The organism is Streptomyces sp. NPDC058650 (assembly GCF_042717315.1).
Classification (GTDB): domain Bacteria; phylum Actinomycetota; class Actinomycetes; order Streptomycetales; family Streptomycetaceae; genus Streptomyces.
The window spans coordinates 96,156-118,825 of the sequence record NZ_JBHXRL010000016.1; the positions used below are offsets into that span (position 1 = coordinate 96,156).

General features: G+C 73.4%; 23 protein-coding genes. 13 read left to right on the forward strand and 10 right to left on the reverse strand.

The window, feature by feature from the left end; all coding sequences use genetic code 11:
• Window positions 1-8: 8 nt before the first annotated feature.
• Window positions 9-926: an SUKH-3 domain-containing protein gene (locus ACFWWU_RS25990; protein ID WP_384148238.1), complete on the forward strand. Its 918-nt coding sequence runs from the start codon at window positions 9-11 to the stop codon at window positions 924-926.
• Window positions 927-943: 17 nt separating this feature from the next.
• Here ACFWWU_RS25990 and ACFWWU_RS25995 read toward each other — a convergent pair whose 3' ends face one another.
• From ACFWWU_RS25995 to ACFWWU_RS26010, 4 genes are all read right to left on the reverse strand, one after another.
• Window positions 944-1,729, reverse strand: coding sequence for an SDR family NAD(P)-dependent oxidoreductase (locus ACFWWU_RS25995; protein ID WP_384148240.1), 786 nt, complete (start codon window positions 1,727-1,729; stop codon window positions 944-946).
• Window positions 1,730-1,855: 126 nt separating this feature from the next.
• Window positions 1,856-2,581: a DUF4232 domain-containing protein gene (locus ACFWWU_RS26000; RefSeq protein WP_384148242.1), complete on the reverse strand. Its 726-nt coding sequence runs from the start codon at window positions 2,579-2,581 to the stop codon at window positions 1,856-1,858.
• 143 nt (window positions 2,582-2,724) lie between these two features.
• Complete coding sequence (locus ACFWWU_RS26005) at window positions 2,725-2,964, reverse strand: DUF397 domain-containing protein (protein ID WP_384148244.1); 240 nt, start codon at window positions 2,962-2,964, stop codon at window positions 2,725-2,727.
• Window positions 2,961-3,827 (reverse strand): helix-turn-helix domain-containing protein, encoded by an 867-nt coding sequence (locus ACFWWU_RS26010; protein ID WP_384148246.1) that lies wholly within the window; start codon window positions 3,825-3,827, stop codon window positions 2,961-2,963. The genes ACFWWU_RS26005 and ACFWWU_RS26010 overlap by 4 nt, the downstream gene beginning before the upstream one ends.
• Window positions 3,828-3,980: 153 nt before the next feature.
• Here ACFWWU_RS26010 and ACFWWU_RS26015 point away from each other — a divergent pair, with 153 nt between their 5' ends.
• Both ACFWWU_RS26015 and ACFWWU_RS26020 read left to right on the forward strand, forming a co-directional pair.
• Window positions 3,981-4,454, forward strand: a complete 474-nt coding sequence (locus tag ACFWWU_RS26015; RefSeq protein ID WP_384148248.1) for an ATP-binding protein — start codon at window positions 3,981-3,983, stop codon at window positions 4,452-4,454.
• Window positions 4,455-4,579: 125 nt separating this feature from the next.
• Complete coding sequence (locus ACFWWU_RS26020; RefSeq protein WP_384148250.1) at window positions 4,580-4,969, forward strand: VOC family protein; 390 nt, start codon at window positions 4,580-4,582, stop codon at window positions 4,967-4,969.
• 70 nt (window positions 4,970-5,039) lie between these two features.
• Here the strand turns inward: ACFWWU_RS26020 and fusA are convergent, their stop codons facing one another.
• Complete coding sequence (gene fusA, locus ACFWWU_RS26025) at window positions 5,040-7,085, reverse strand: elongation factor G (RefSeq protein ID WP_384148252.1); 2,046 nt, start codon at window positions 7,083-7,085, stop codon at window positions 5,040-5,042.
• A gap of 357 nt (window positions 7,086-7,442) precedes the next feature.
• On the opposite strand from fusA, the gene ACFWWU_RS26030 reads away from it, so the two are divergent.
• A complete protein-coding gene (locus tag ACFWWU_RS26030) occupies window positions 7,443-8,306 on the forward strand; it encodes an aldo/keto reductase (protein ID WP_384148254.1) in 864 nt (287 codons plus the stop codon).
• Between the two features lie 6 nt (window positions 8,307-8,312).
• On the opposite strand, the gene ACFWWU_RS26035 is transcribed toward ACFWWU_RS26030, so the two are convergent.
• A complete protein-coding gene (locus ACFWWU_RS26035) occupies window positions 8,313-8,735 on the reverse strand; it encodes a VOC family protein (RefSeq protein WP_384148256.1) in 423 nt (140 codons plus the stop codon).
• 66 nt (window positions 8,736-8,801) lie between these two features.
• On the opposite strand from ACFWWU_RS26035, the gene ACFWWU_RS26040 reads away from it, so the two are divergent.
• The gene (locus tag ACFWWU_RS26040) at window positions 8,802-9,488 is read left to right on the forward strand and encodes a nucleoside/nucleotide kinase family protein (protein ID WP_384148258.1); all 687 of its coding nucleotides are present in this window, start codon (window positions 8,802-8,804) and stop codon (window positions 9,486-9,488) included.
• 22 nt (window positions 9,489-9,510) lie between these two features.
• A complete protein-coding gene (locus ACFWWU_RS26045; RefSeq protein ID WP_384148260.1) occupies window positions 9,511-10,032 on the forward strand; it encodes a YcxB family protein in 522 nt (173 codons plus the stop codon).
• 88 nt (window positions 10,033-10,120) lie between these two features.
• On the opposite strand, the gene ACFWWU_RS26050 is transcribed toward ACFWWU_RS26045, so the two are convergent.
• Window positions 10,121-10,915, reverse strand: a complete 795-nt coding sequence (locus ACFWWU_RS26050; RefSeq protein WP_384148262.1) for a hypothetical protein — start codon at window positions 10,913-10,915, stop codon at window positions 10,121-10,123.
• 96 nt (window positions 10,916-11,011) lie between these two features.
• Between ACFWWU_RS26050 and ACFWWU_RS26055 the strand changes: the two genes are divergently transcribed.
• The 4 genes from ACFWWU_RS26055 to ACFWWU_RS26070 all read left to right on the forward strand — a co-directional run bounded on the left by ACFWWU_RS26055 (window position 11,012) and on the right by ACFWWU_RS26070 (window position 14,821).
• A complete protein-coding gene (locus ACFWWU_RS26055) occupies window positions 11,012-11,560 on the forward strand; it encodes a tetratricopeptide repeat protein (RefSeq protein ID WP_384148264.1) in 549 nt (182 codons plus the stop codon).
• A gap of 9 nt (window positions 11,561-11,569) precedes the next feature.
• On the forward strand, window positions 11,570-12,460 hold the full coding sequence (locus tag ACFWWU_RS26060) for a LysR family transcriptional regulator (RefSeq protein WP_384148266.1): 891 nt from the start codon (window positions 11,570-11,572) through the stop codon (window positions 12,458-12,460).
• Between the two features lie 56 nt (window positions 12,461-12,516).
• On the forward strand, window positions 12,517-13,476 hold the full coding sequence (locus tag ACFWWU_RS26065) for a hypothetical protein (RefSeq protein WP_384148268.1): 960 nt from the start codon (window positions 12,517-12,519) through the stop codon (window positions 13,474-13,476).
• 169 nt (window positions 13,477-13,645) lie between these two features.
• Entirely contained in the window at window positions 13,646-14,821 is a 1,176-nt protein-coding gene (locus ACFWWU_RS26070) for an aminopeptidase P family protein (RefSeq protein WP_384148397.1), read from the forward strand.
• A 71-nt stretch (window positions 14,822-14,892) separates the two neighbouring features.
• On the opposite strand, the gene treZ is transcribed toward ACFWWU_RS26070, so the two are convergent.
• Both treZ and ACFWWU_RS26080 read right to left on the reverse strand, forming a co-directional pair.
• Window positions 14,893-16,644: a malto-oligosyltrehalose trehalohydrolase gene (gene treZ, locus ACFWWU_RS26075; RefSeq protein ID WP_384148270.1), complete on the reverse strand. Its 1,752-nt coding sequence runs from the start codon at window positions 16,642-16,644 to the stop codon at window positions 14,893-14,895.
• 61 nt (window positions 16,645-16,705) lie between these two features.
• Window positions 16,706-17,695, reverse strand: a complete 990-nt coding sequence (locus ACFWWU_RS26080; protein ID WP_384148272.1) for a GNAT family N-acetyltransferase — start codon at window positions 17,693-17,695, stop codon at window positions 16,706-16,708.
• A 133-nt stretch (window positions 17,696-17,828) separates the two neighbouring features.
• On the opposite strand from ACFWWU_RS26080, the gene ACFWWU_RS26085 reads away from it, so the two are divergent.
• From ACFWWU_RS26085 to ACFWWU_RS26095, 3 genes are all read left to right on the forward strand, one after another.
• Entirely contained in the window at window positions 17,829-18,377 is a 549-nt protein-coding gene (locus tag ACFWWU_RS26085; protein WP_384148274.1) for an FHA domain-containing protein, read from the forward strand.
• A gap of 147 nt (window positions 18,378-18,524) precedes the next feature.
• Window positions 18,525-19,688 (forward strand): cytochrome P450, encoded by a 1,164-nt coding sequence (locus ACFWWU_RS26090; RefSeq protein WP_384148276.1) that lies wholly within the window; start codon window positions 18,525-18,527, stop codon window positions 19,686-19,688.
• A 96-nt stretch (window positions 19,689-19,784) separates the two neighbouring features.
• Window positions 19,785-20,270 (forward strand): hypothetical protein, encoded by a 486-nt coding sequence (locus ACFWWU_RS26095; protein WP_384148278.1) that lies wholly within the window; start codon window positions 19,785-19,787, stop codon window positions 20,268-20,270.
• A 31-nt stretch (window positions 20,271-20,301) separates the two neighbouring features.
• Here the strand turns inward: ACFWWU_RS26095 and treY are convergent, their stop codons facing one another.
• A complete protein-coding gene (treY, locus tag ACFWWU_RS26100) occupies window positions 20,302-22,647 on the reverse strand; it encodes a malto-oligosyltrehalose synthase (RefSeq protein ID WP_384148280.1) in 2,346 nt (781 codons plus the stop codon).
• Between the last annotated feature and the right edge of the window lie 23 nt (window positions 22,648-22,670).

A 22,670-nucleotide genomic window follows, 5' to 3' on the forward strand; every position in this document is an offset into this window, starting at 1 on the left:
CGTTTTCCGTGGACGACGTACTGACGAAGGCCGGCTGGCGGCAGGGGCGTGACGCGGGGGACGCGGCCATGCTGGCGATCCTCACGACGGTGACGGTCGGCGGGGGGAGCGTCTTCCCCGCCGCCGAGCGGGCCGTCCGCGAGTTCCACGGCCTGCGCGTCCCGCCCGCCCCGGACGGCGGGCGCGAGGTCGCCGCCACCGGCTGCGTCGTCGACCCCCGCGAGGCCCGCTTCGCGAGCCCGCAGCTCGACCGGCTCGCGGCCGACCTGGGAGTCCGGCTCTTCCCCTTGGGCCGTACGGACACGGACGCGCCGCTCGCCGTCGACGAGGAAGGCCGGCTCGTCCTCCTCGGCCCCGGCGGCGCCTGGCTCCTCGGGGCGACCGTGCGCGAGGGCCTGACCGCGCTCGCGGAGGGGATCGCACCGGCCCGACTCCGCGCGCCCCGCTGGAGTTTCCCGCTGCCCGGCGAGCGCGGCGACTCCGCCGACCTCGCCGCCGCCGTACGAGCCGCGCTCGTCGCCGTCTACGTCCTGCACAGCAGCGGCGTGTACGGTGCCCGGGCGCTGCGTCTGCGGGCGACCACCCTGCGGGGCATCGGCGTCGTGGCCGTGGACGAGGTCTTCCCGCTGGGGCCGGGCTCCCTGGACAGCAGCACCGAACCGCTGATCGAGGCGATGACCGGGCGCCTCGACGCCTCGGGCGTGCGCGCGGGCGGCTGCGAACTGACCCTGACGGTCACCGTCCCGTCCGGTACGGAAGGGCCGTCGGCCACGGTGGAGTGCGCCGTGACGGTGGGCAACCCGGCCGAAGGGCCCGTACTGACCCTCTCGGCCGCCCCGGCCGCGTCGCTCGGTCCCACGGCGGCGGTCCTGGGCAACTGTGCCGAGGCCTTCGCCGCCTGGTCGGGGGCTCCGCTCAGCCCCTGAAAGGAGTTCCCGTCCGCTCAGTGGACGGAGAACCCGCCGTCCACGAAGAGCGACTGCCCCGTGACGTACGCGGAGGAGGCGCTCGCCAGGAAGACGGCCGCGCCCGCGAAGTCCTCGGCGAGGCCGTTGCGGCCGACCATCGTGCGGGCGGCCAGGGCGGCCACCTTCTCCGGTTCGGAGGAGAGCCGCCGGTTGAGCGCGGTCATCACGAAGCCGGGCACCAGGGTGTTGGCCGTGACGCCGTACGGCGACCAGGCCTCCGCCTGCGAGCGGGCCAGCGACTCCAGCGCGCCCTTGGACACCCCGTACGCCCCGCTCTGGACGAACGCGCGGTGCGCCTGCTGAGACGTGACGTGGATGATCCGGCCGAAGCCCCGCTCGGCCATCCCGGGGCCGAAGCGCTGACCGAGGAGGAACGGCGCCTCCAGGTTCACGGTCATCGTCGTGTCCCACACCTCCTCGCCCAGCTCGCCGAACGGCGGACGGAGGTTGATGCCCGCCGAGTTGACCAGGATGTCCGGCTCTCCGAAGACGGCCGCCGCCGCCTCGGCCCCCGCCTTGATGCCCTCGCGGGTGCTCAGGTCGGCGCTCACCCAGGCGGCGCGGCAGCCGGCGGCCGTCAGCTCGTCCACGGTCGCGACGAGCTCGCCCTCCTTGCGCGCCAGGACCACCACACGCGCCCCGGCCCGGGCCAGCGCCCCGGCGATGGCCCGGCCGATCCCGGAACTGCCGCCGGTGACGAGGGCGATGCGCCCGTCGAGCGAGAACAGCTCGGAGAGGTAGGGGGCGGGGGTGGTGTTCATCGTGGTGCTCCTCGCTTCGTACGGCGCCGACTCGTCCGTGTGCGGTGGATGGCCGGTCCCCGCATCCTGGCACAGGGCACTCACGGGCGGCGGACCCGTCCGGTCCTTGCCCGAGGTCGGATCAGGTCACCTGGCCTTGAAGACGTACTTCTCGACCTCGCGGCGGTCGCGGTTCCAGAACGTGACCGAGGGGTTGGGGCCGACGGTGACGAACTTGACCTCGTCGGACAGCGCGATGTCGAGCGCCGCTCCCTGCTCGGTCTGCTTGGGGTTCGCGAGCGCGAGGCCGAACGACTCGTACGTGACCGTCTTCTCGCCCCCGAGGAAGAGCTTCATGCCCGCGTACGCCTTCTCCTTCGGCCCGATCGTGGCGATCGCCGTCGGCTTCGACTCCATCGGGCCGAGGGGGTTCTCGGTCTCCTGGCCGAAGTAGACGAACGGGTAGTGGTAGAGCGTGCAGGGCTTGTCGGAGTTGTTGGTGGCCGTGAGGAGGAGGTGCTGGCCCGAGTCCCTCGGCCAGTACGACGTGTCGTACGAGAGGTCGTCGTCGACGCAGGCCCGGGCGGCGGCCGTGCCGCCCCCGTCGCCGTCGCCGCCGCCGGGCGTGGCGGAGTCGGTCGCGACGGGTGGGGCGGCCGACTCGCTGGGTTCGGTGGGTTCGGTGGTCTCGGTCGCACCCGGAGTGCTGGGCTGCTCGGAGCCGGTCGTCGCGCTCGCGCTACCCGACGGCGGCGTGCCCGCCGCCCCGTCGTCCGAGCCGCCGCCCGGCTGGCAGGCCGTGGAGGAGAGGAGCGCGGCGACGGCCGCGGCTCCCAGGGCGTACGTCTTCCAACTCTTGCGGGCAGCGCCCATGGTGATCCCCCGTGTATGTCACATGGCTTGAACGGTGTGGCTGACGATCCGATTCTGCACATCGGGCCGTGGCCATATTCCGTTCCCCTACGGCTTGTGACGAACAGAGGACATGGAAGTGATGCTTCCGGTCGGACGCCGTCTCAGCCGAGCCGGGAGAGGAAATCCGTCCAGGTGGCGGGGGAGAGGGCGAGTTGGGGGCCGGTGGGGTTCTTGGAGTCGCGGATGTGGATCGTGGCGGGGCAGGCGGCGACCTCGACGCAGTCGCCGTCACCGCCACTGCTGTAGCTCGACTTGCGCCAGGACAGGGCGACTTCGACGCAGTCTCCGTCGCCACTGCTGCTGTAGCTGCTCTTGAACCAGGCCAGGTCTGTGGTGCTCATGGTGCTCCTCGCATCTCCCGCAGCAGGCTCACGGACTCCTCGAAGGACAGAGCCTGTGCCCGCATCCTGGCATATCGCTTCTGGAGGATGCTGACCTCTTTGGGGTCGGCGAGGAGGTGGGCGGCGCGCTGCCCCTCGCAGTAGGCGTACCACTTGTTCTCTGGGGTCTCTAGGAGTTGCAGGGGCCCATCGAGCCCCGCGTGGTGTTCACGCGTCTGCGGCATGATCTGGAAGTCGATGTTGCGGCGTGCGCAGATGTCGAGGATGTGGGCGATCTGCTCGCGCATGACCTCCGGACCGCCGGTCTGGCGGCGCAGGACATGCTCCTCGATGATGAAGCTGTAGATCGTGTGGGGGCGGTCGGTCAGGAGCTTCATCCGCTTGACTCGGGCCGCGAGCTTCGTCTCGACCTCCTCGTCGCCCAGTGCCGGGATCTGTTCGTCGAAGAGCGTCTTCGCGTACGCGGGAGTCTGCAGCAGACCCGGCACCAGCCGGTTCTCGTACGTGTAGAGGGTCACCGCCTGAGCCTCCAGCTTCGCCCACTGGCGGAACCAGCTCGCGAGCCCCGGGTTCCGCGCCACGTGCTTCGCCGCACCCCGGATCGCCCCGAAGGCGTCCAGCACCACCTCCGACCGGTCCACGTAGGCGACCGGGGGAAAGCGTCTGCCCTGCTCGATCGAGGCCACCGTCGGCACCGAGTACCCCACCATCGGCGCGAAGCGCTCCTGCGTGAGTCCGGCCCGTTTGCGGAAGGCCTTGACCACCTCCCCGAAGGCCTTCAGGCTGTCCGTCGACTCCGGTTCGCCCCCGTTCGTCGCCTCGCCCGACGCCTCGTCCGTCACTTCGTCCGGAACCTCGTCCATCACCCGGCCACCTCCCGCACCCGTGCGCTCGTCTGGAACGCACCCATCGTTACGGGTAGTTACCGGTACCGTCCAGAGCGTGAACCCGTACGCTGTCGCAGCGTACGAGTTTCTGACCTGGTAACCAGCCCCGCGCGGCGTCACATTGGCCCCATGACCACCCCCGTGACCCGCGAAGTGCCCGTCACCGTACGTGTGTTCGTGCAGCGCTTCAGCTCCACCCCGCGCGGCGCCCGGCTCGCCCGCCGCCTTGCTGTCCACCAGCTCCACCGCTGGGGCTTCCCGTACGGCTCCGAGGCCTCCGACACCGTCGGCCTGCTCGTCGCCGAACTCGCCGCCAACGCCGTCACCCACGGCCGGGTGCCCGGGCGTGACTGCGAGCTGACGCTCACGTACACGCCCGGTTCGCTGCTCCGGGTCGACGTCTCCGACACCAGGGGCGAGCGCCGGCCGCCCGGCGGGACGCCGGACCGCGCCCGGCCCCTCGACGGCGAGGGCGGGCGCGGTCTGCTCCTCGTCGAGGCGCTGGCCTCGCGGTGGACGGTGCTCGACCGCGTACCGGTCGGGAAGACCGTACGGGCGGAGCTCGATCTGCCCCTCACTGTGGTGCCGTCGCCGTGGCCGTGAACATCGGCAGTGCCGGGAAGGGCCGGTCGGCCTCGGCACGGGCGCTGCCGTCCGCCCGTAAAAGAGCTCGGATCCGCCGGGCGAGCGACATACCCTGAGCCCTTTCCACGCTATCTGGGAGTGTCATGACAAGTAGGTTCACCGAGTTGGCCGTTGACTGCCACGATCCGGAGGTGCTCGCGGCCTTCTGGTGCGAGGTCCTGGACTTCAAGGTGATCGACCGGAACGGGGATCTGATCGAGATCGGCTCCTGGGAGCCGACCGCCGAGGAAGTCCGGGCGCGCCAGATGCCGCCCACCATCTGCTTCGACAAGGTGCCCGAGGGCAAGACCGTGAAGAACCGGCTTCACCTCGACATCAGCCCGATCGACGTCAGCACCGAGGACGAGGTGACGAGACTGCTCGGCCTCGGCGCCACCAAGGTGGATGTGGGCCAGGGACCGGACCGGAGCTGGGTGGTCATGGCCGACCCCGAGGGCAACGAGTTCTGCGTCCTGCGCACCCTGGCGCCGTAGAGCCGGTGTGTCGCCGTGCCCGTTCGGCCCGCACTGCTTGTGCGGGCCGAACGGCGGCGTTCAGGTGGTCCTACGGGGCCGGAGCCGGGGCGTACCCCGCGGGGCGGGTGGTGAAGGTGCCCCGGCCCTGGGTGCGGCCGCGGAGGCGGGACGCGTAGCCGAAGAGTTCGGCCAGCGGGACCGTCGCCGACACCACCGCCGTACCGGAGCGGGTCGTCTGGTCCGTCACCCGGCCCCGGCGGGCCGCGAGGTCGCCGAGGACCGCGCCGACCGACTCCGCCGGGACCGTGACCGTCACGTCGGCCACCGGTTCCAGAAGCGTCATCGCGCTCGCGCGGAGCGCCTCGCGCAGGGCGAAGCGGCCCGCCGTGCGGAACGCCATCTCCGATGAGTCCTTCGGATGCGTGGCGCCGTCCGTGAGCGTGACCCGGACACCCGTCACCGGGTGACCGCCGAGGGGGCCCTCGACGAGGGCGTCCCGGCAGCCGGCCTCGACCGCGCGGACGTACTCCTGCGGTACGCGACCGCCCGTGACGGCGGAGCGGAAGGTGAACTCCCCGTCCGAGTTCGAGACCGAGTTCGAGACCGAGTTCGAGTCCGGGCCCGTCGGTTCGACGTCGATGACGACATGGGCGAACTGGCCCGCGCCGCCGTCCTGTTTGACGTGCCGGTAGAGCAGACCGGTGACACCCTTCGCCACCGTCTCCCGGTACGCGACCTGTGGACGGCCGACCGTCACCTCAAGGCCCCGGTCGCGCCGGAGCTTCTCCACCGCGACCTCCAGGTGCAGTTCGCCGAGGCCGGACAGGACCGTCTGGCCCGTCTCCGGGTCGGACCGCACGACGAGCGACGGGTCCTCCTCGGAGAGCCGGGCGAGAGCCGTCGCCAGACGGCCGGTGTCCGTGCTCCGGCGGGCCTCCACGGCGACCGAGACCACCGGGTCGGCGGTCGTCGGCGGTTCGAGGACGACCGGCGCGTCCGGAGCGCAGAGCGTCGCGCCCGGGCGGGCGGCCTTCGGCCCGACGACGGCGACGATGTCCCCGGCGCGCGCCGCGTCCAGCTCCGTCGCCCGGTCCGCCTGGACGCGCAGGATGCGGGAGATCCGCTCGGTGCGGCCGGTGGTGGTGTCGAGCACGGTGTCTCCCTTCGTGAGCGTGCCCGCGTAGACGCGGACGTAGGTCATGCGGCCGGTGGCCGTCGCGGTCACCTTGAACGCGAGCGCCGTGAACGGCGCCTCGGGGTCCGCCGGTGTCTCGCCGCGTACCGGAGGCATGTCGGACGGTGCCGGGAGGTACGCGACGACGGCGTCGAGGAGCGGCTCGGTGCCGCGGTTGCGGTAGGCCGAGCCGCAGAGGACGACCACGGCCTCGCCGGTGAGGGTGAGGTCGCGGAGCGCGCCCGTCAGCGTCTCCGCGGAGAGCGCGTCCGTCGCGCAGAACTCCTCCAGGGCCGCCGGGTGCAGCTCCGCCACCGTCTCCTCCAGGCGTCGCCTGCGGTGCCGGGCCTCGTCCCGGAGTCCGTCCGGGACCGGCAGGACGGTGTACGTGTCGGCGCCGTCGGCCCACACGTACGCCCGCATCCGGACCAGGTCCACGACGCCGGTGAAGCCGTCCTCGCGCCCGATCGGCAGCTGGACGGGGAGCGGGACCGTGCCGAGGCGCGTACGGATCGACTCCACGGCGCCGTCGAGGTCCGCGCCCGCGCGGTCGAGCTTGTTGACGAACGCGATGCGCGGGACACCGTGCCGGTCCGCCTGCCGCCACACCGTCTCGCTCTGCGGCTCGACGCCCGCGACGGCGTCGAAGACGGCGACGGCGCCGTCGAGGACGCGCAGCGAGCGCTCGACCTCGTCGGAGAAGTCGACGTGACCCGGTGTGTCGATCAGGTTGATCCGGTGGCCTGCCCAGTCGCAGCTGACGGCCGCGGCGAAGATGGTGATGTCCCGGTCCCGCTCCTGCGGGTCGAAGTCGGTGACGGTCGTGCCGTCGTGGACCTCGCCGCGCTTGTGGGTGGCGCCGGTGAGGAAGAGGATCCGCTCGGTGACGGTGGTCTTGCCCGCGTCGACGTGGGCGAGGATGCCGAGGTTGCGGATGACGGGCGTGAGGTTCGTACGCACGGTGTCGTGCCTTTCGCTGCTGCGTGGAGAACAGGGCAGCGCGATTCCCGGACGAAGGTCAGGCGTGTGACGTCGTCACGGGCGGCGATGGCGGGCGCGCAGCCGCCACCGCTCGGCCGAGGAGGCGAGGATCACGTCGTACCGGGCACGGGAGGAGGACACGGCGACGGCACTGTGGCTGCGCACGGTCTTCTCCCCTCGGACGGACGGACGGACGGACGGCTCCCGGCGCACCGATCGGTGCGTCGAGACGTGAGTGTAGGGAGAGCGACGGGCCGCGCGACAGCGGTTTTCGTCCTCGGGCACGATCAACCACCTTGTTAGCCTTGCCGTTTGATCGAGAGGTGGAGACGAGAGATGACTGCGACCACGTTTCGCATCGGCGGGGACCTGGGCGTGCGGCGGCTCGGATTCGGGGCCATGCGCCTGCCGACCGGGGCGGGCCCCGCTCGCGAGGCCTCCCTCCAGGTGGCCCGCCGAGCCGTCGAGCTCGGCGTCACGCTGATCGACACGGCTCACATGTACGGCTGGGGCGCCAACGAGGAGCTCCTCGCCGAAGCCCTCCACCCGTACGCCGACGGACTGCTCGTCGCCACCAAGGTCGGCATCGTGCGCGCGGACTCGGCGGAGGGCTGGAAGCACGACGCCCGGCCGGACGCCCTGCGCGACCAGGTCGAGCAGGCTCTCCGGCGGCTGCGCGTCGAGCGGATCGAGCTGCTCCAGCTGCACCGCATCGATCCGGGGACGCCCCTCGCGGACCAGCTCGGGGCCCTGCGGGAGCTTCAGACGGAGGGCAAGGTCGGACGGATCGGCCTGTCCGAGGTCACCGTCACCGAACTCGACAGGGCACGGGAGATCGTCGACGTCGCGAGCGTGCAGAACCGCTACAGCCTGGTCGACCGCGAACACGAGCCCGTGCTCGCGGCCTGCGAGGCGGCGGGCATCGCGTTCCTGCCGTGGCGGCCGGTCGCCGGAGGAACGCCGGGCGGCGTGTCGGACGGCGCGTCGGCCGAACTCGCCGACGTCGCCGCCGAACTCGACGCCACTCCCGCGCAGGTCTCCCTCGCGTGGCTCCTCGGCCGCTCGCCGGTCATCCTCCCGATCCCGGGCACCGGACGCGTGGGACACCTGGAGGAGAACGTCGCGGCGGCACAGCTCCGTCTGACACCGGCCCAGCGGGACCGGCTCGACCGGCTCGGCCCGCCGCCTGGGCAGGCGTAGGCGTCGTTACGAGGTGGGGGCGTCGTCCGCCGGCTGGAGGAGGTCCCAGCGGTTGCCGTAGAGGTCCTCGAAGACGGCGACCGAGCCGTACGGCTCGTGGCGCGGCTCCTCCTTGAACGTGACCCCCGCCGCCGTCATCCGGGCGTGGTCGCGCGCGAAGTCCTCGGTGTGGAGGAAGAAGCCGACCCGGCCGCCCGTCTGGTTGCCGACCGAGGCCGCCTCGGCCTCGTTCTTCGCGCGGGCCAGGAGCAGGCCCGCGTTGCCGAGGCCGCCGACCCCGGCCGCGCCGCGCGGGCGGACGACGACCCAGCGACTGCCGTCGCCCCGGTCGGTGTCCTCGACGAGGTCGAAGCCGAGGGCGTTGGTGTAGAAGGCGATGGCCTCGTCGTAGTCACGGACGACGAGGGAGACGAGTGCGATGGACGGCATGGGGTCAAAAGTAGTACGGACGAATCTACCCGCGTCAACCGGCTCGCCCGGTGCGAGAATCCCCGCATGGACGCGCAGTGGTTCGACCGGCTCGCCGCCCGGGCGCGCGCCCTCGCGGAGCAGGGGCAGGGGCCGGAGCGGGAGCGGGAGCGGGAGCAGGGGGAGGAGCAGGGGCCCGGCGCGCGCCATCGGCGGATACTCGGCATCGTCGGCGCGCCCGGGGCCGGGAAGTCCACGCTGGCCGCGCGGCTCGTCGCGCGCCTCGACGGGCTCGCCGTCCTCGTCCCGATGGACGGCTTCCACCTCGCGCAGGCCGAGCTGGAGCGCCTCGGCCTGGCCGGCAGGAAGGGCGCGCCCGACACCTTCGACGCCGCCGGGTACACGGCTCTCCTCGCCCGGCTCCGCGCCCCCGAGCCCGGCACCACCGTCTACGCCCCGGCCTTCGACCGCTCGCTCGAAGAGCCGATCGCCGGGGCGATACCCGTCCCGCCCGAGGTCCCGCTCGTCGTCACCGAGGGCAACTACCTGCTCCATGACGAGGGCCCCTGGGCCGCGGCCCTGCCCCTCCTCGACGAGGTCTGGTATCTGGACCTGGACGACCGCCGCCGCGTCCCCCGGCTCGTCGAGCGACACGTCCGCTTCGGCAAGGACCGGGCCGGGGCCGAGCGCTGGGTCCACGACTCGGACGAGGTCAACGCCCGTCTGGTGGCCCGGGGTCGGGACCGCGCTCACCTGATCGTCAGGATGAGTTAGCAGGACAGTACGATCGCGTGTCATGGTCATGGAATCAGGGCAGAGCGGCGTCCAGGACGCGGTCGAGCTGGTCTACCGCCCGACGCGCGCCGACGTCCTCACGGCCGTCCTCGTGCGTGAGCGGCTTCGGCGCCTCCACCTGGTCCGATGGGGCTTCACGCTGTTGTTCGGCGGCAGCGCCCTGCTGCTCGTGGCCGCGCAGCGGACCTTCACGGTGCCGATCGCGCTCGCCGCCTTCTGCGCCGTCCTGATCTGGGCGACGCCCCACATCCAGGCGAACCACGCGCTGCGCACGGTCGAATGGCAGGGCGAGTACCGGGCCTCCGTGAGCGGGACGGGGATCACGGCCGAGACCGAGCACGTGACGCTCCTCCAGCGCTGGTCGGTCTTCCGCGGCTACCGCGAGACCCGCGACCACCTCGTGCTCCTCAGCCGCGACCCGAACATCCTGCTCGCGGAGGTCCTGCCCAAGCGCGGGCTCAGCTCCCCGGACGAAGCGGAGCGGCTGCTCGACGTGGTGAGCCGCCACCTGCCGCGCGTCTGACCCCCTCGTGACGACCTTTGCTCGTCACGACCTTTGCTCGTCACCACCTTTGCTCGTCACGACCGCAGGAGCTGCCGCAGCGGCAACCTCAACCCCGAGACCGATGTTCCCCGAGCGGAACGGATTCCGCCGCTGCCGAACCGGCCCGCCTCCCCGCGTGCCGTGCCGCCGCCGTCGCCAGGGCGCGGATCAGGGGGTGCGGGCGGGTGCCGTCACCGGCGAGTTCCGGCTGGAAGAGCGTCGCCAGGAAGAAGGGGTGCGCGGGGAGTTCCGCGACGCGGATCCCGCCCTCCTCGTCGGCGCCCGTGAAGCGCAGGCCGTGGGCCCGCAGGGTGTCGAGGTGACGGCTGTCCGGGCCGTAGTCGCAGTGGTAGCGCTCGGTGGTCCGCTCCGCGCCGAGGGCCCGCTCGGCGAGCGAACCGGGGGTGACCCGGACCACGCCCTCGTGGCCGACGAGCGAGCAGGCGAGCGGCGCGATCAGCAGGTCGCCGGGGTCGGCCGCCGGGTCGGTCTCGGCGTGCGCGGCACGGGTCAGGCCGCAGACGTTCCGCGCGTACTCCAGGAGGGCGTGCTGGAAGCCGCCGCAGGTGCCGAGGAAGGGGATGCCGTCCTCGCGGGCCGTACGGATCGCGGCCAGCGCCCCCGCCTCGCTCGCGTACGGACTGCCCGGCAGCACCCACACCGCGTCGAAGCCCCGCACCGCGCCCGGCGCCTCCGCGTCGCCCGTCGGGATCCAGTACGCGTCGAGCGCGAGCCCGTCCCGTTCGGCGAGCGCGTCGAGGAGGACGGGGACGCGGACATGGGACCTGACGTGCGGGGAACGGTCGCCGACCAGGGCGATGCGGGGGGTGGGGTGAGTGGGGCGAGGGGTGTTCGTGTTCATGGCGACCATGCTGGTCGGCCGCCTCTCTTCACGTCCAACGATGATTCGTGCACTCACCATCACGAATGCTTATGCGGCCGTGGATAGGGTGGCCGCATGACCTCCACCGATCAGGGAACGCAGCCCGCATCGCCGGACTGGGAGCGCCGCGTCGCCACGCTCTGGGAGCGGTTCGACGACCACGAGCCCGCCGCGTTCCGCGCCCTCGTCGCCGGACTCGCCGCCGAGCGGCCCGCCGACGACGCCGCAGCCCTGTTCGAGCTGGGCGCCGCCCACGACTCCACCGGCCTGCCCGTGGAGGCCGTCCGTCTCTACGAGCGCGCCCTCGACCACGGACTCACCGGGCTGCGCCGCCGCCGGGCCGTCGTCCAGCTCGCCAGCAGCCTCCGCAACCTCGGCCGGCCCGACCGCAGCGTCGAACTCCTCACCGCCGAGCGCGACATCCCCGCCGACCGGCTCGACGCCGACGAGCTCGCGCTCTCCGGCGCCGTCGACGCCTTCCTCGCCCTCGCCCTCGCCGACACCGGCCGCGACCGCGAGGCCGCCTCCCTCGCCCTCGGCGCCCTCGCGCCCCTGCTGCCCCGCTACAACCGCTCGCTCGCCCACTACGCCCGTGCTCTGCTCACCGCGCCCGACGGTTCCTGAGCGGCCCTCGTGGACCCGCACCTCCTCCGTACGTACGTCACCGTCGCCCGCCTCGCCTCCTTCTCGGAGGCCGCGCGCGAGCTGGGCTACACCCAGTCAGCCGTCTCCCAGCACATCGCCGCCCTGGAGACCGACCTCGCGCTGCCCCTCCTCACCCGGCGGCCCGTCGCACCCACGCCCGCCGGGCAGCGGCTCCTCGAACACGCCGGGGCGCTGCTCCTCCGCCTCGACGCGGCCCGCGCCGACCTCGGCCGGTTCGCCGCCGCACCCCGCGCGACCCTGAGCGTCGCCGCCTCCCCGCTCGCCCTGCACCCCCGTGCCCTCGCCGCCCTTCCCGCCACCGGGGTCACCCTGCGCGGCCTGCCCCGCGAGCGGGTGCCCGAGGCCGTCGCCACCGGCGAGGCCGACGCGGGCCTCGTCGACGGGATCGCCGCCCCCAGCGACCCGCTGCGGCTGCCCGACGTCGCCCCGCTCTCCGCGACCGGCGTCGCCGAGGAGCCGCTCGCCGTCGTCCTGCCCGCGAGCCATCCCCTCGCCGGGCGCGCCGGGCTCCGGCTCGACGACCTCGTGGACGCCCGCTGGCTCGACGCGCCCGCGGCCGGCGTCCCCCTCGGTCAGCTGCGGGCCGTCCACGCCGGACCCGCCGGCCGGGGCTTCCGTACGGCCCTGCGGTACGAAGGCACCGACACCCGTACCCTGGCCGCCCTCGCCGCCGCCGGGCACGGCCTCGCGCTCCTGCCGCTCCCCGTGGCGGCCGGCGTCCCGGGTGCCACCGCCGTCCCGCTGGTCGCACCCCGGCTCGTCCACCGCACCGAACTCCTCCTCCCGGGTCCCGGCGGGGACGAACCCGGTGAACCCGCCGGTCCGGCGGCCGAGTTCGCCCGACGGCTCAGGAGCTGACACCCGCACTCGCTACCCTGGGCGCGACGGCGACGGGCGACGGAAGGCGGGCGGGCGTGGGCTGGCTGCGGCGAGGACCCAAGCGGGACGGCGAGGACGCGCCGAGGGATCCCGAGTTCACGTACTTCTCGGAGCGGGAGGCCGCGCTCTTCCGCGGCCGCGTCCGCGCCACCTTCGCCGAGCTGGGCCTGGAGGTCGCGGTCTACGCGAACCACGTCGTCGACGACAAGGGGCGCAGGTTCGGCCTCGGCAACCTTGCCGCCGTCTGCCACCAGGACCGCCGGGGCACGCGCGTCTGGCCGCAGCTGATCCATCGTCATGTCGACCTGGTCGTCCGCGCGATGGAAGGTCCGTCCGCCCTGGAGACGCTCCCGCCGGAGCAGATCCGCGCCCAGCTCTACCCCCGGGTCGTCAGCGGTGACGGCATCGACGCCGGCGCCTTCGGCTACGCCAGGACCGTCGCCCCCGGGCTGTACGAGGTCCTCGCCCTCGACCTGCCGGAGAGCGTCATGATGCTCACCGACGAGGCGCTCGAACGGCTCGGCGACCACGCGCAGCTCCGCGACCGGGCGCTGCGCAATCTGCGCGGGCTGCCCGTCGAGGAGCACGAGACCGTCCGCGACGCCGACGGCATGTGCTTCGAGATCATCCTCGGTGACTCCTTCTACACGGCGAGCCGCGTCCTCGACCTGGACGGCGTGGCCCAGCGCGTCACCGGTCTTCCGCTCGGCGAGCACGGCGCGCTCGTCGCCCTGCCCTTCCGTCACCAGCTCGCCTTCCATCCCATCCGGGACACCTCGATCATCCCGGCGCTCGGCGCGATGGCCTCCTTCGCCGCCTCCGGGTACGAGGACACGCCGGGCGCCATCAGCCCGTACGTCTTCTGGTGGCGCGGCGGCACGCTCACCCAGCTCAGCGAGCACGACGAGGAGCGCGGCGACCTGCGGATCGTCGTCGGCGACGACTTCCAGGAGCTTCTGGAGCGGCTCATCGCGCAGGGCCCGGACCGCCGCTGAGCGGTCGCGTCGGGCCCAGGCCAGGGGCAGGATGCTGTACGGCGCCGGCGCCGCCGAGGCGCCCGCCGTTGCCACCGCCACCACCGGCGCCACCGCCACCACCGGCGCCACCGCCACCACCGCCACCACCGGCGTTGCCGTCACCGCCGCCGCCGAGAAGGAGCCCCTCATGTCGCGCACTCCCACCGCATCCGCCGAAGACGTCGTGCCCTTCACCGCGGACGACTACCGGGCCCGGATGACCCGCGCGGCCGAGTCCGCGGCGGACGCCGGGCTGGCGGGCGTGCTCGTCGCCCCCGGCCCCGACCTCGTCTACCTCACCGGCTACCAGCCGACCGCGATCACCGAGCGGCTCACCGTCCTCGTCCTCGCGGCCGGCCAGGAGCCGGTGCTCGTCGTCCCGACCCTGGAGGCGCCCGACGCGGAGAAGGCGACGGGGGCGGCGGCGCTCACACTGCGCGACTGGACCGACGGCAAGGACCCGTACGCGGTGACGGCTCCTTTGCTGGACTGGGGGCGCTCCCAGGCCGAAGGCCCTGGGGGAGGCCGCTTCGGCGTCAGCGACAACGCCTGGGCCATGCACCTGCTCGGCCTCCAGCAGGCCCTGCCCGGCACCTCCTACGTCTCCCTCACCGAGGCCCTGCCCATGCTCCGCGGCGTCAAGGACGCGCACGAGCTCGCGCGGATCGCGGCAGCGGGGGCCGCCGCCGACCAGGCGTACGGCGAGATCCTCAAGGTCCGCTTCGCCGGCCGCAAGGAGACCGACGTCGCCGCCGACCTCGCCGCGCTCCTCATGCGCTTCGGCCACTCCCAGGTCGACTTCACCGTCGTCGGCTCCGGCCCCAACGGCGCCAACCCGCACCACGAGGCGGGCGACCGGACCATCGAGCGCGGCGACATGGTCGTCCTCGACTTCGGCGGCCTCAAGCACGGCTACGGCTCCGACACCACCCGCACCGTCCACGTCGGCGAGCCGACCGACGAGGAGCAGCGCGTCCACGACCTCGTCCGCGAGGCCCAGCAGGCCGGCTTCGAGGCGGTCCGCCCGGGCGCGGCCTGCCAGGAGGTCGACCGCGCGGCCCGCAAGGTCATCACGGACGCCGGCTACGGCGAGTACTTCATCCACCGCACGGGCCACGGCATCGGCGTCACGACGCACGAGCCCCCGTACATGATCGAGGGCGAGGAGCTCCCCATCGTCCCCGGCATGTGCTTCTCGATCGAACCGGGCGTCTACCTCCCGGGCCGCTTCGGTGTCCGCATCGAGGACATCGTGACGGCGACGGAGGACGGCGCGGGCCACCGCTTCAACAACACCCCGCACGAGATGGCGATCGTCGAGTGATCGTCGAGTGATCTTCGAGGGGTTTTCGAGTGTTCGTCGAGTGGGAGGAGCCCGCCGCTCGCAGCCGGTCGTCAGCCGTCCGTGAGGACGATCGCCGACTCGCCCGGGATGCGCAGGGCCCCGTCCGCGCCCGGGGCCTCGATCGGGTCCCAGGCCGCGAGGACCCGGTCGCGGCCGTTCGAGCCGAGGGGGATCACCGCCGGCTCCTTGCCCATGTTGACCGCGACCCGCAGGTCGCCCCGGCGGAAGACCAGCCAGCGGGACTCCTCGTCGAAGGCGACCTTCACGCCCGCCAGGTCCGGGTCCGTCAGATCCGGCAGGGTCCGGCGGAGGGCGATGAGCTGGCGGTGCCAGGCGAGGAGGCGCTTGTGGGGGTCCTGTTCGCGTTCGGCGCGGTCGAGCACCGAGCGGTCGCGCGTGGCCGGGTCCTGCGGGTCGGGCACCTCGTCCGCGGACCAGCCGTGCTCCGCGAACTCCCGCCGCCTGCCCCGCCGTACGGCCTCCGCCAGCTCCGGGTCGGTGTGGTCGGTGAAGTACTGCCAGGGGGTGGTCGCCCCCCACTCCTCGCCCATGAAGAGCATCGGGACGGAGGGGCCGGTCAGGACGAGCGTCGCCGCGCAGGCGAGCAGGCCGGGGGAGAGGGAGGACGAAAGGCGGTCGCCCAGGGCCCGGTTGCCGATCTGGTCGTGGGTCTGGGCGTACCCCAGGAAGCGGTGCGCGGGGGTGCGCTCCCGGTCCACCGGGCGGCCGTGGCGGCGGCCCCGGAACGTCGAGTGCGTACCGTCGTGGAAGAAGACGTGGGTGAGCGTCTTGGCGAGCGCCGCCATCGGGGCCCGCGCGAAGTCGCCGTAGTAGCCCTGGGATTCACCGGTCAGCGCCGTGTGCAGGGCATGGTGGAAGTCGTCGTTCCACTGGGCGTGGACGCCGAGACCGCCGAGCGTGCGCGGAGTCGTGGTGCGCGGGTCGGCGAGGTCGGACTCGGCGATCAGGAAGTGCTGGCGGGCCTGCTCCTTCGCCAACTCGTCCACGGAGGCGGAGAGTTCTTCGAGGAAGGTCAGCGCCCGGGTGTCGGCGAGCGCGTGCACCGCGTCGAGCCGCAGCCCGTCGATCCGGTAGTCCCGCAGCCACGCGAGCGCGCTCCCCAGGAAGTACGCCCGGACCTCGTCCGAACCCGGCGCGTCCAGGTTCACCGCCGCACCCCACGGAGTGTGGTGCGTGTCCGTGAAGTACGGGCCGAAGGACGGGAGATGGTTGCCGGACGGGCCCAGGTGGTTGTGCACCACGTCCAAGACCACGCCCATGCCGAGACCGTGCGCGGCGTCCACGAACCGCTTGAGGGCCTCCGGGCCGCCGTACGGCTCGTGGACCGCCCACGGCGCCACCCCGTCGTACCCCCAGCCCCGCACCCCGGGGAACGGGCACAGCGGCATCAGCTCCACATGGGTGATGCCGAGGCCCGCGAGCTCCCCGAGGCGGGCGGTCGCCGCGTCGAGCGTCCCCTCGGGAGTGAAGGTGCCGACGTGCAGCTCGTACAGGACGGCGCCGCGCAGCCGCAGCCGCGGGGACTCGTGCTGCCAGACGTACGAGGAGTGGTCGACGACCGCGCTCAGGCCGTCGGGACCGTCGGGCAGCCGGCGGGAGCGCGGGTCCGGCAGGACGGACCGGTGGTCGAGGGCGAAGCCGTACCGGTCGCCGTCCTCGGCGGGTACGACACCGGTCCACCAGCCGTCCCGTTCGGCGTCCCTCTCCAGGGGGTGGTCGGTGCCGTTCAGCGCCAGCATCACCCGGCTACGGGCGCTCGGCGCCCACACCTCGAAGAGCACGGGAATCCCCTCGTCGACGGACCAGCGACTCAACCACTGACTACCGCTTCCATCCTGGCAGTCAGGACCCCGACGCGCCCGGCGCGTCCCACACGTAGTTGATCGCGCGCTCGAAGGTGACGTAGCCCGCCCGGGCGAAGGCCGCCGCCATCGGGACGTTCCCCAGGTCCGTCGCCGCCCTGATCCGGGGCACGTCCTGGCCGGCCAGGATGCGGGTGCCCTCCGCCAGGATGTCGTCGATGTAGCCGTGCCCGCGATGGGCGGGCAGCACGCCGATGTAGGCGATGGTGTGGTGGTAGTTGTTCCGCGCGGGGATCACGAAGCCGACCGGCTCGCCGCTCTCCGGCAGCTGCGCGACCTGCCACCACTCCTGGGGCGAGGTGTAGTGCGCGAGCTCGTCGTCGTAGTGCAGCTCCGCCGCCTCGCGCGCCGAGAGCCCGGACGCCAGGTCGGCCCGGCCGTGCGCGTCGAGCGTGCCCTCCATGACGGGCGTCATCAGCGCGACCAGGTCCTCGCGGTCCCGCACCGGCCGGAACTCCAGGCGGCCCTTCGGCTCCGGTACGGGCGTGCCGGGCTGCCACTCCAGCCGGAACCGCTCGACCAGCGGACGGGCGCCCGTCCGCTCCAGTACCGCGAACAGGGACTCCAGGACGGACCGGGTCTCCGAGACCTCGCGCCAGTCCGCCGGCATGAACCGGCCGAACTCGGGGCGCTGCGTGCCCGCCGGGACGACCGCGGCCATCGCCGTCTCCAGGAGCCGCAGACCGACGTCCGCGCGCTCCTCCTCCGTCAGCTCCGGGGCGAGGTCGAAGAAGTCGAGCGCCAGCGGCTCGCCGCCCTCCTTGTTCGTCCACCAGGCGATCCGGCCGAGGAGCCGGTCGCCGTCCAGCGCCACCCACATCCACGCGGGGACGCGGCGGCCGGTGGCGAGGTCGTCGGCGAGCTCGTGGTCGAGCGAGTACGTGAGACGGAGGAACAGGTCCAGTTCCTCGGGCCCGGCGAGCGGGCGTATGACGAGCCGGGCGGCGCTGGTCGAAGAGGACGCGGTCACGTCGTGTTTCCCCCTGGGGATCTCTGATGTGGAGACCGCAGACCGTAGCAGCGATCTTGTCAGGCCGGTACGGAGTTCCCAGGTCGGGGGCCCTTCTGGACACTTCGGGCCTGCCGGGCCGACAATCACGGGTGTGACGACCCCCTTCGAGCTTCCGGCGAACACCCCTCGGCTGACCGACGCCGAGCGGGACCGCGCGCTGGGGCTGCTCCGTGAGGGCGCCGCTCAGGGACGCCTCTCGCACGACACCTTCATCTACCGGATGGAGCGCGCGCTCCAGGCCCGCCGGTCGGACGAGCTCGACCTGCTCGTCGCCGACCTGCGGACCGAGGGGACCTGGACCCGGCGGGTCGTCGGCGCGGTCGAGCGGATGTCGGCGTTCACGGTGCGGCTCGGGCGAGCCTGGCGCGCGGAGCGGCTGCCGAAGCTGCTGCTTCCGCTCCCCGGCCCGCACCCGCTGCGGATCGGCCGCGACCCGGTCAACGGCCTGCGGCTCAGCCACGAGACCGCCTCCCGGCTGCACGCCGAGCTCTCGCTGCAGAGCGGGATGTGGGTGCTGCGCGACCTCGGCTCGACGAACGGGACGACCGTCAACGGGCGCCGGGTCTCCGGCGCGGTGGTCGTACGGCCCGGGGACGTGGTCGGCTTCGGCCAGATGTCGTTCCGGCTCTCCCACGGCTGAACCGCCCGTCGCCCGGCCTCACCCGTCCACCCGTTCACCCGTTCGGCGGTATGTGACGCGCCGCGCGGGCCGCCCGGTGATGGGGTGGGGAGACGCGCGCCACGATTCTCCGGCCGCGGCACCCACCGCCGATCGACAGGGGGCGCGATGAGCGACGAGCCGAACCGCGGCATACCGAACCGCGGCAGACGGGACGATCGGCCCCAGGAGTCCGGGGACCCCTGGACGAGACTGCCGTCGATGGCCGCGGGCGCGGTCTCCGCCGCGATCCCGACGGTGACGACCGGTGCACCCCCCGCGCGGGGCGCCACCGCGGGCCGGGTGCGGACCGTCGCCGACCCGACGGCCGCCGATCCCGTGGGTCCCGCCGGACTCGCCGAACCCTTCGCGCCCACCGGGCGGACCGTCGCACCGAGCCCCCTCGACCCCGGCGCCACCCACGACCCGCACGCGATCCACCGGACCCTGCGCGAACAGTTCCCGCTCACGTACGACCCGCTGCTGCGCGCCTGGGTCCTCAGCCGGTACGCGGACGTCGCCGCCGCCCTCACCGACACCCGCTTCACCCACGGGCACCGGCCGGGCGACCCACCCTGCGCCACGGCCCATGTCGACGTCGACATGGCCGAGTTGAGGCACGTCACCGAACGCACGGCGTACGTCCTCGCCCGCCGCATCGCCGAACGCCCGCAGGCCGACCTCGTCGCCGACTTCTGCCACTGGCTGCCCGCCGGGACCGTCGCCGCCGCCGTCGGCGTGCCCTACCGCGACATGATGCGGCTCGTTCGCGGCCGCGCGGCCGGGGCGCTCGCCGGCGAATGCGGCGGCCAGATCGCCGTACGGGAGAAGGCCCTCGCCTCCTTCCTCGGCAACGTCCTCGCCGACCCCGACCAGGTCGCCGCCCTCCGCGACGCCCCCACCGGGCTCACCGCCCGGGCCTGGGCCGAGTCGCTGCGCCGTGACCCGCCCGTGCAGATCGCCGTGCGCCGTACCCGCGCCGAGGTCCGGGTCAGCGGCGGCCTCATCCCGGCGGGCGCGTCCGTCGCCCTGCTCGTCGGCTCCGCCGGCCGGGACCCGGAGCGCTTCCGCGAGCCCGAGCGCTTCGACCCGTTCCGCGACGACCCGGGCCAGCTCACGTACGGCAGCGGCTTCTGCCCCGCCGTCCTGCTCGCCCGCCTGGAGGCCGAATACGCGCTGCGCGCACTCTTCACGGCGATGCCCCGGCTGCGCCTCGCCGACGGCTTCCGCCCCGCCGCCACCGGCCTCATCACCCGGGCCCCGCGCAGCCTGATCGTCCGCCCGGGCGGCTGATCCGGGGCAGGAACGGGGGGCCCGCCACCGCTGCTAGGGTGACGTGCGCTCGTCAAGGAGCGCCTCTTTCTTGCCACTTTCAACGGGGATTGAAACATGAAGATGCGTCATGTCCGCGCAATCGCTGTCGCCGCCGTCGCGGTCGTCGCCCTGACCGGTGCCCGCGGCTCGGGCGGAGGCGGCTGCGACAACAACAGCAGCAGCGGCAGCTCCGGATCCAGCAACCACAACGACAGCTCCTCCGGCAGCACCTCCGGCGGCTCCCTGCCCGGCGGCTCCAGCAGCGCCGACAAGGCGATCCGCGACGTGACCATCGACGAGTGCGCGTACGACCAGGCCACCAAGAAGCTCGTCGCCCGGATCACCGTGAAGAACGACGGCTCGATGGACTACGACTACAACGTCACCATGAAGTTCAAGGGCGCCGCGGGCGGCAGCGTCACCCCGGCGACCGCGATCAAGACCGGTATCGCGGTCGCGGCGGGCGCCTCCGAGAGCGCCGAGGTGACCACCCCGTACTTCGGAACCGGCGACGGCTCCGAGTACACCGAGTGCGAGGTCACGCGAGTCTCCCGCTTCTGATCGGCCGGGCGCTCCCGGGGCCCGGGAGCGCTCAGTCGTCCAGCCGGGCGAGCAGCGCCACAGGCCGGTCCGCGAAGAGCTCCGCGAGCTTGAGCTCCGTCGCCGGGCCGCCGGTGAACTCCCTTACTCCGTCCAGGACATCGGTCCAGTGGCCGTCCGGAAGCACCAGCTCGGTGTCCTGCCAGCCGCCCGCCTCCCAGAGACGCAGCGAGAGCCGGGTCACGGCGGTGATCACCTCACCGGAGCGGGCGAAGGCCAGGCAGTGCGCGGCGGCCGGGCCTTCGGCCGTCAGCGGGAGGTACGTACCCGTGGCGCCGAAGGCCTCCGGGCGCTCCCGCCGCAGCCGCAGCGCCGCCCGGACCAGGGCCGTCCTGTCGTCGTCCGGGCCGATCGCGAACGGGGCCCGGTTGTCCGGGTCGACGAGCGCCCGGTACTCCCGCTCCGTGTTCTGGTACAGCTCCGGCACCCCCGGCATCGTCAGCTGGACGAGCGCCGCGCCGAGCGCGTGGGCCCGGATGTGCGGCTCGAGCGCGAAGGCCGCCTCCGAAGCCGACCGCAGCGGGATCCGGCCGGGCCCCGCCGCCGTGAACTCGGTCACCGCCCGCTCGTACGCCGTGTCCGGCTCGGTCCAGCTGGTCCGAAGGCCCGCCTCCCGTACGGACTTGAGGACCGCGGGCCCGAGCCGGTCCGCGTCCGGCGCGCCGAAGCCGAAGGCCGTCTGCCAGGCCGTCCACGCGAGGTGCGGATCGGGCGCGGGCACCCCCGCGACCTCGGTCAGGAGCGCCGCCCACACCTCCGGGCACTGGGCGAGCACCGCGATCGCGGCCCGCACGTCCGCGCTGCGCTTGGTGTCGTGCGTGGACAGCACGGTCCCGGTGGCCGGCCAGTCCCGGGCGATCCGCAGGCAGTACGCGTGGAACTCGTCGGCCGACACCGCCGGACGCCCCGCGTCGCCGCCCACCTCGTTCGCCGAGAGCAGCGGCGTGTACCGGTAGAAGGCCGTGTCTTCCACGGACTTGGCCCGCAGCGCCGACGAGGTCTGCGAGAACCGGGCCCGGAACGCCCGGTGTTCCGGACCGTCCCCCCGCGAGCCGAGCGCCAACTCCCGTACGAGATCGACGGCCGAGGCCTCCTCCGGCACGGCGAACGCGGCCTCCGCGCCCCGCGCCGCCGCCGGGGTCAGCACCTCCTCGCCGCCCGTCCGGTAGGCGCGGTACACCGGCACCCGGACGAGCAGCTCCCGGATCGCGGTCCGCAGGGCCCAGGGCGCGTGGTCCCGCAGGGCCGGGTCGGCCGCGCAGATCCGCTCCGCGAGCCGGGTCAGCGCGGCCGTCTCGGCGGCGAGGTCGTGCGTCACCACCTCATAGGCCGCGCGCCGCGCGGTCGCCTCCCAGTGGCCGCCCCGGTCCCCGGCGCACCGGGTGAACTCCCGGTACACATCGGCCAGTTCGTCGGACCCCACCGGATCCGTGAGGACCCCCTCGATCTGCCGCAGCGCGTCATAGCCGGTGGTGCCCGCGACGGGCCAGGCGGCGGGCAGGGTCTCCGCTCCCGTGAGGATCTTCTCCACCACCGTCCAGCAGCGCCCGCCGGTCGCCGCCGCCAGGTCCTCCAAGTACCCCTGCGGGTCCGCGAGCCCGTCCGGATGGTCGATGCGCAACCCCTCGACCACCCCGTCCGCCACCAGTTCCACGATCTTCGCGTGGGTCGCCGCGAACACCCCGGGGTCCTCCACCCGCACCCCGATGAGTTCCGAAATGGTGAAGAAGCGGCGGTAGTTGAGCTCGGTGCGGGCCAGCCTCCACCAGGCGAGCCGGTACCACTGGGCGTCGAGCAGCTCGTCGAGCGGCAGCCCCTCCGTACCGGCCCGCAGCGGGAACTCCTGGCCGTCGAGGTGCAGCGCCCCGCCCGAGACCCGCAGCCGGTCCCGTACCTCGGGAAGCCGCGCGGGCAGCACCGGCAGCAGCAGCCGGCCGTCCCCGGCGCGCCAGTCGACGTCGAACCAGCGGGCGTACGGCGAGTCCGGTCCCTCGCGGAGCACCGACCGCAGCGCGTGGTTGTGCCGGGGGGAGGCCGCCATGTGATTGGGGACCAGGTCCACGACCAGGCCGAGACCGTGGGCCCGTGCGGTCGCCGCCAGGGCCCGCAGCCCCTCCTCGCCCCCCAGCTCGGCCCGTACGGACCGGTGGTCGGTGACGTCGTAGCCGTGGGCAGAGCCGGGCACCGCCTCCAGGACGGGGGAGAGGTGGAGGTGCGAGACCCCGAGCCCGGCGAGGTACGGCACGGCCCGCTCGGCGGCGGCGAACGGGAAATCCGGCTGGAGCTGGAGCCGGTAGGTGGCGGTGGGGAGGGCGGAAAGGGTCGGGAGGGAGGTCATGCGAACGTACGTACCCCGCGAGA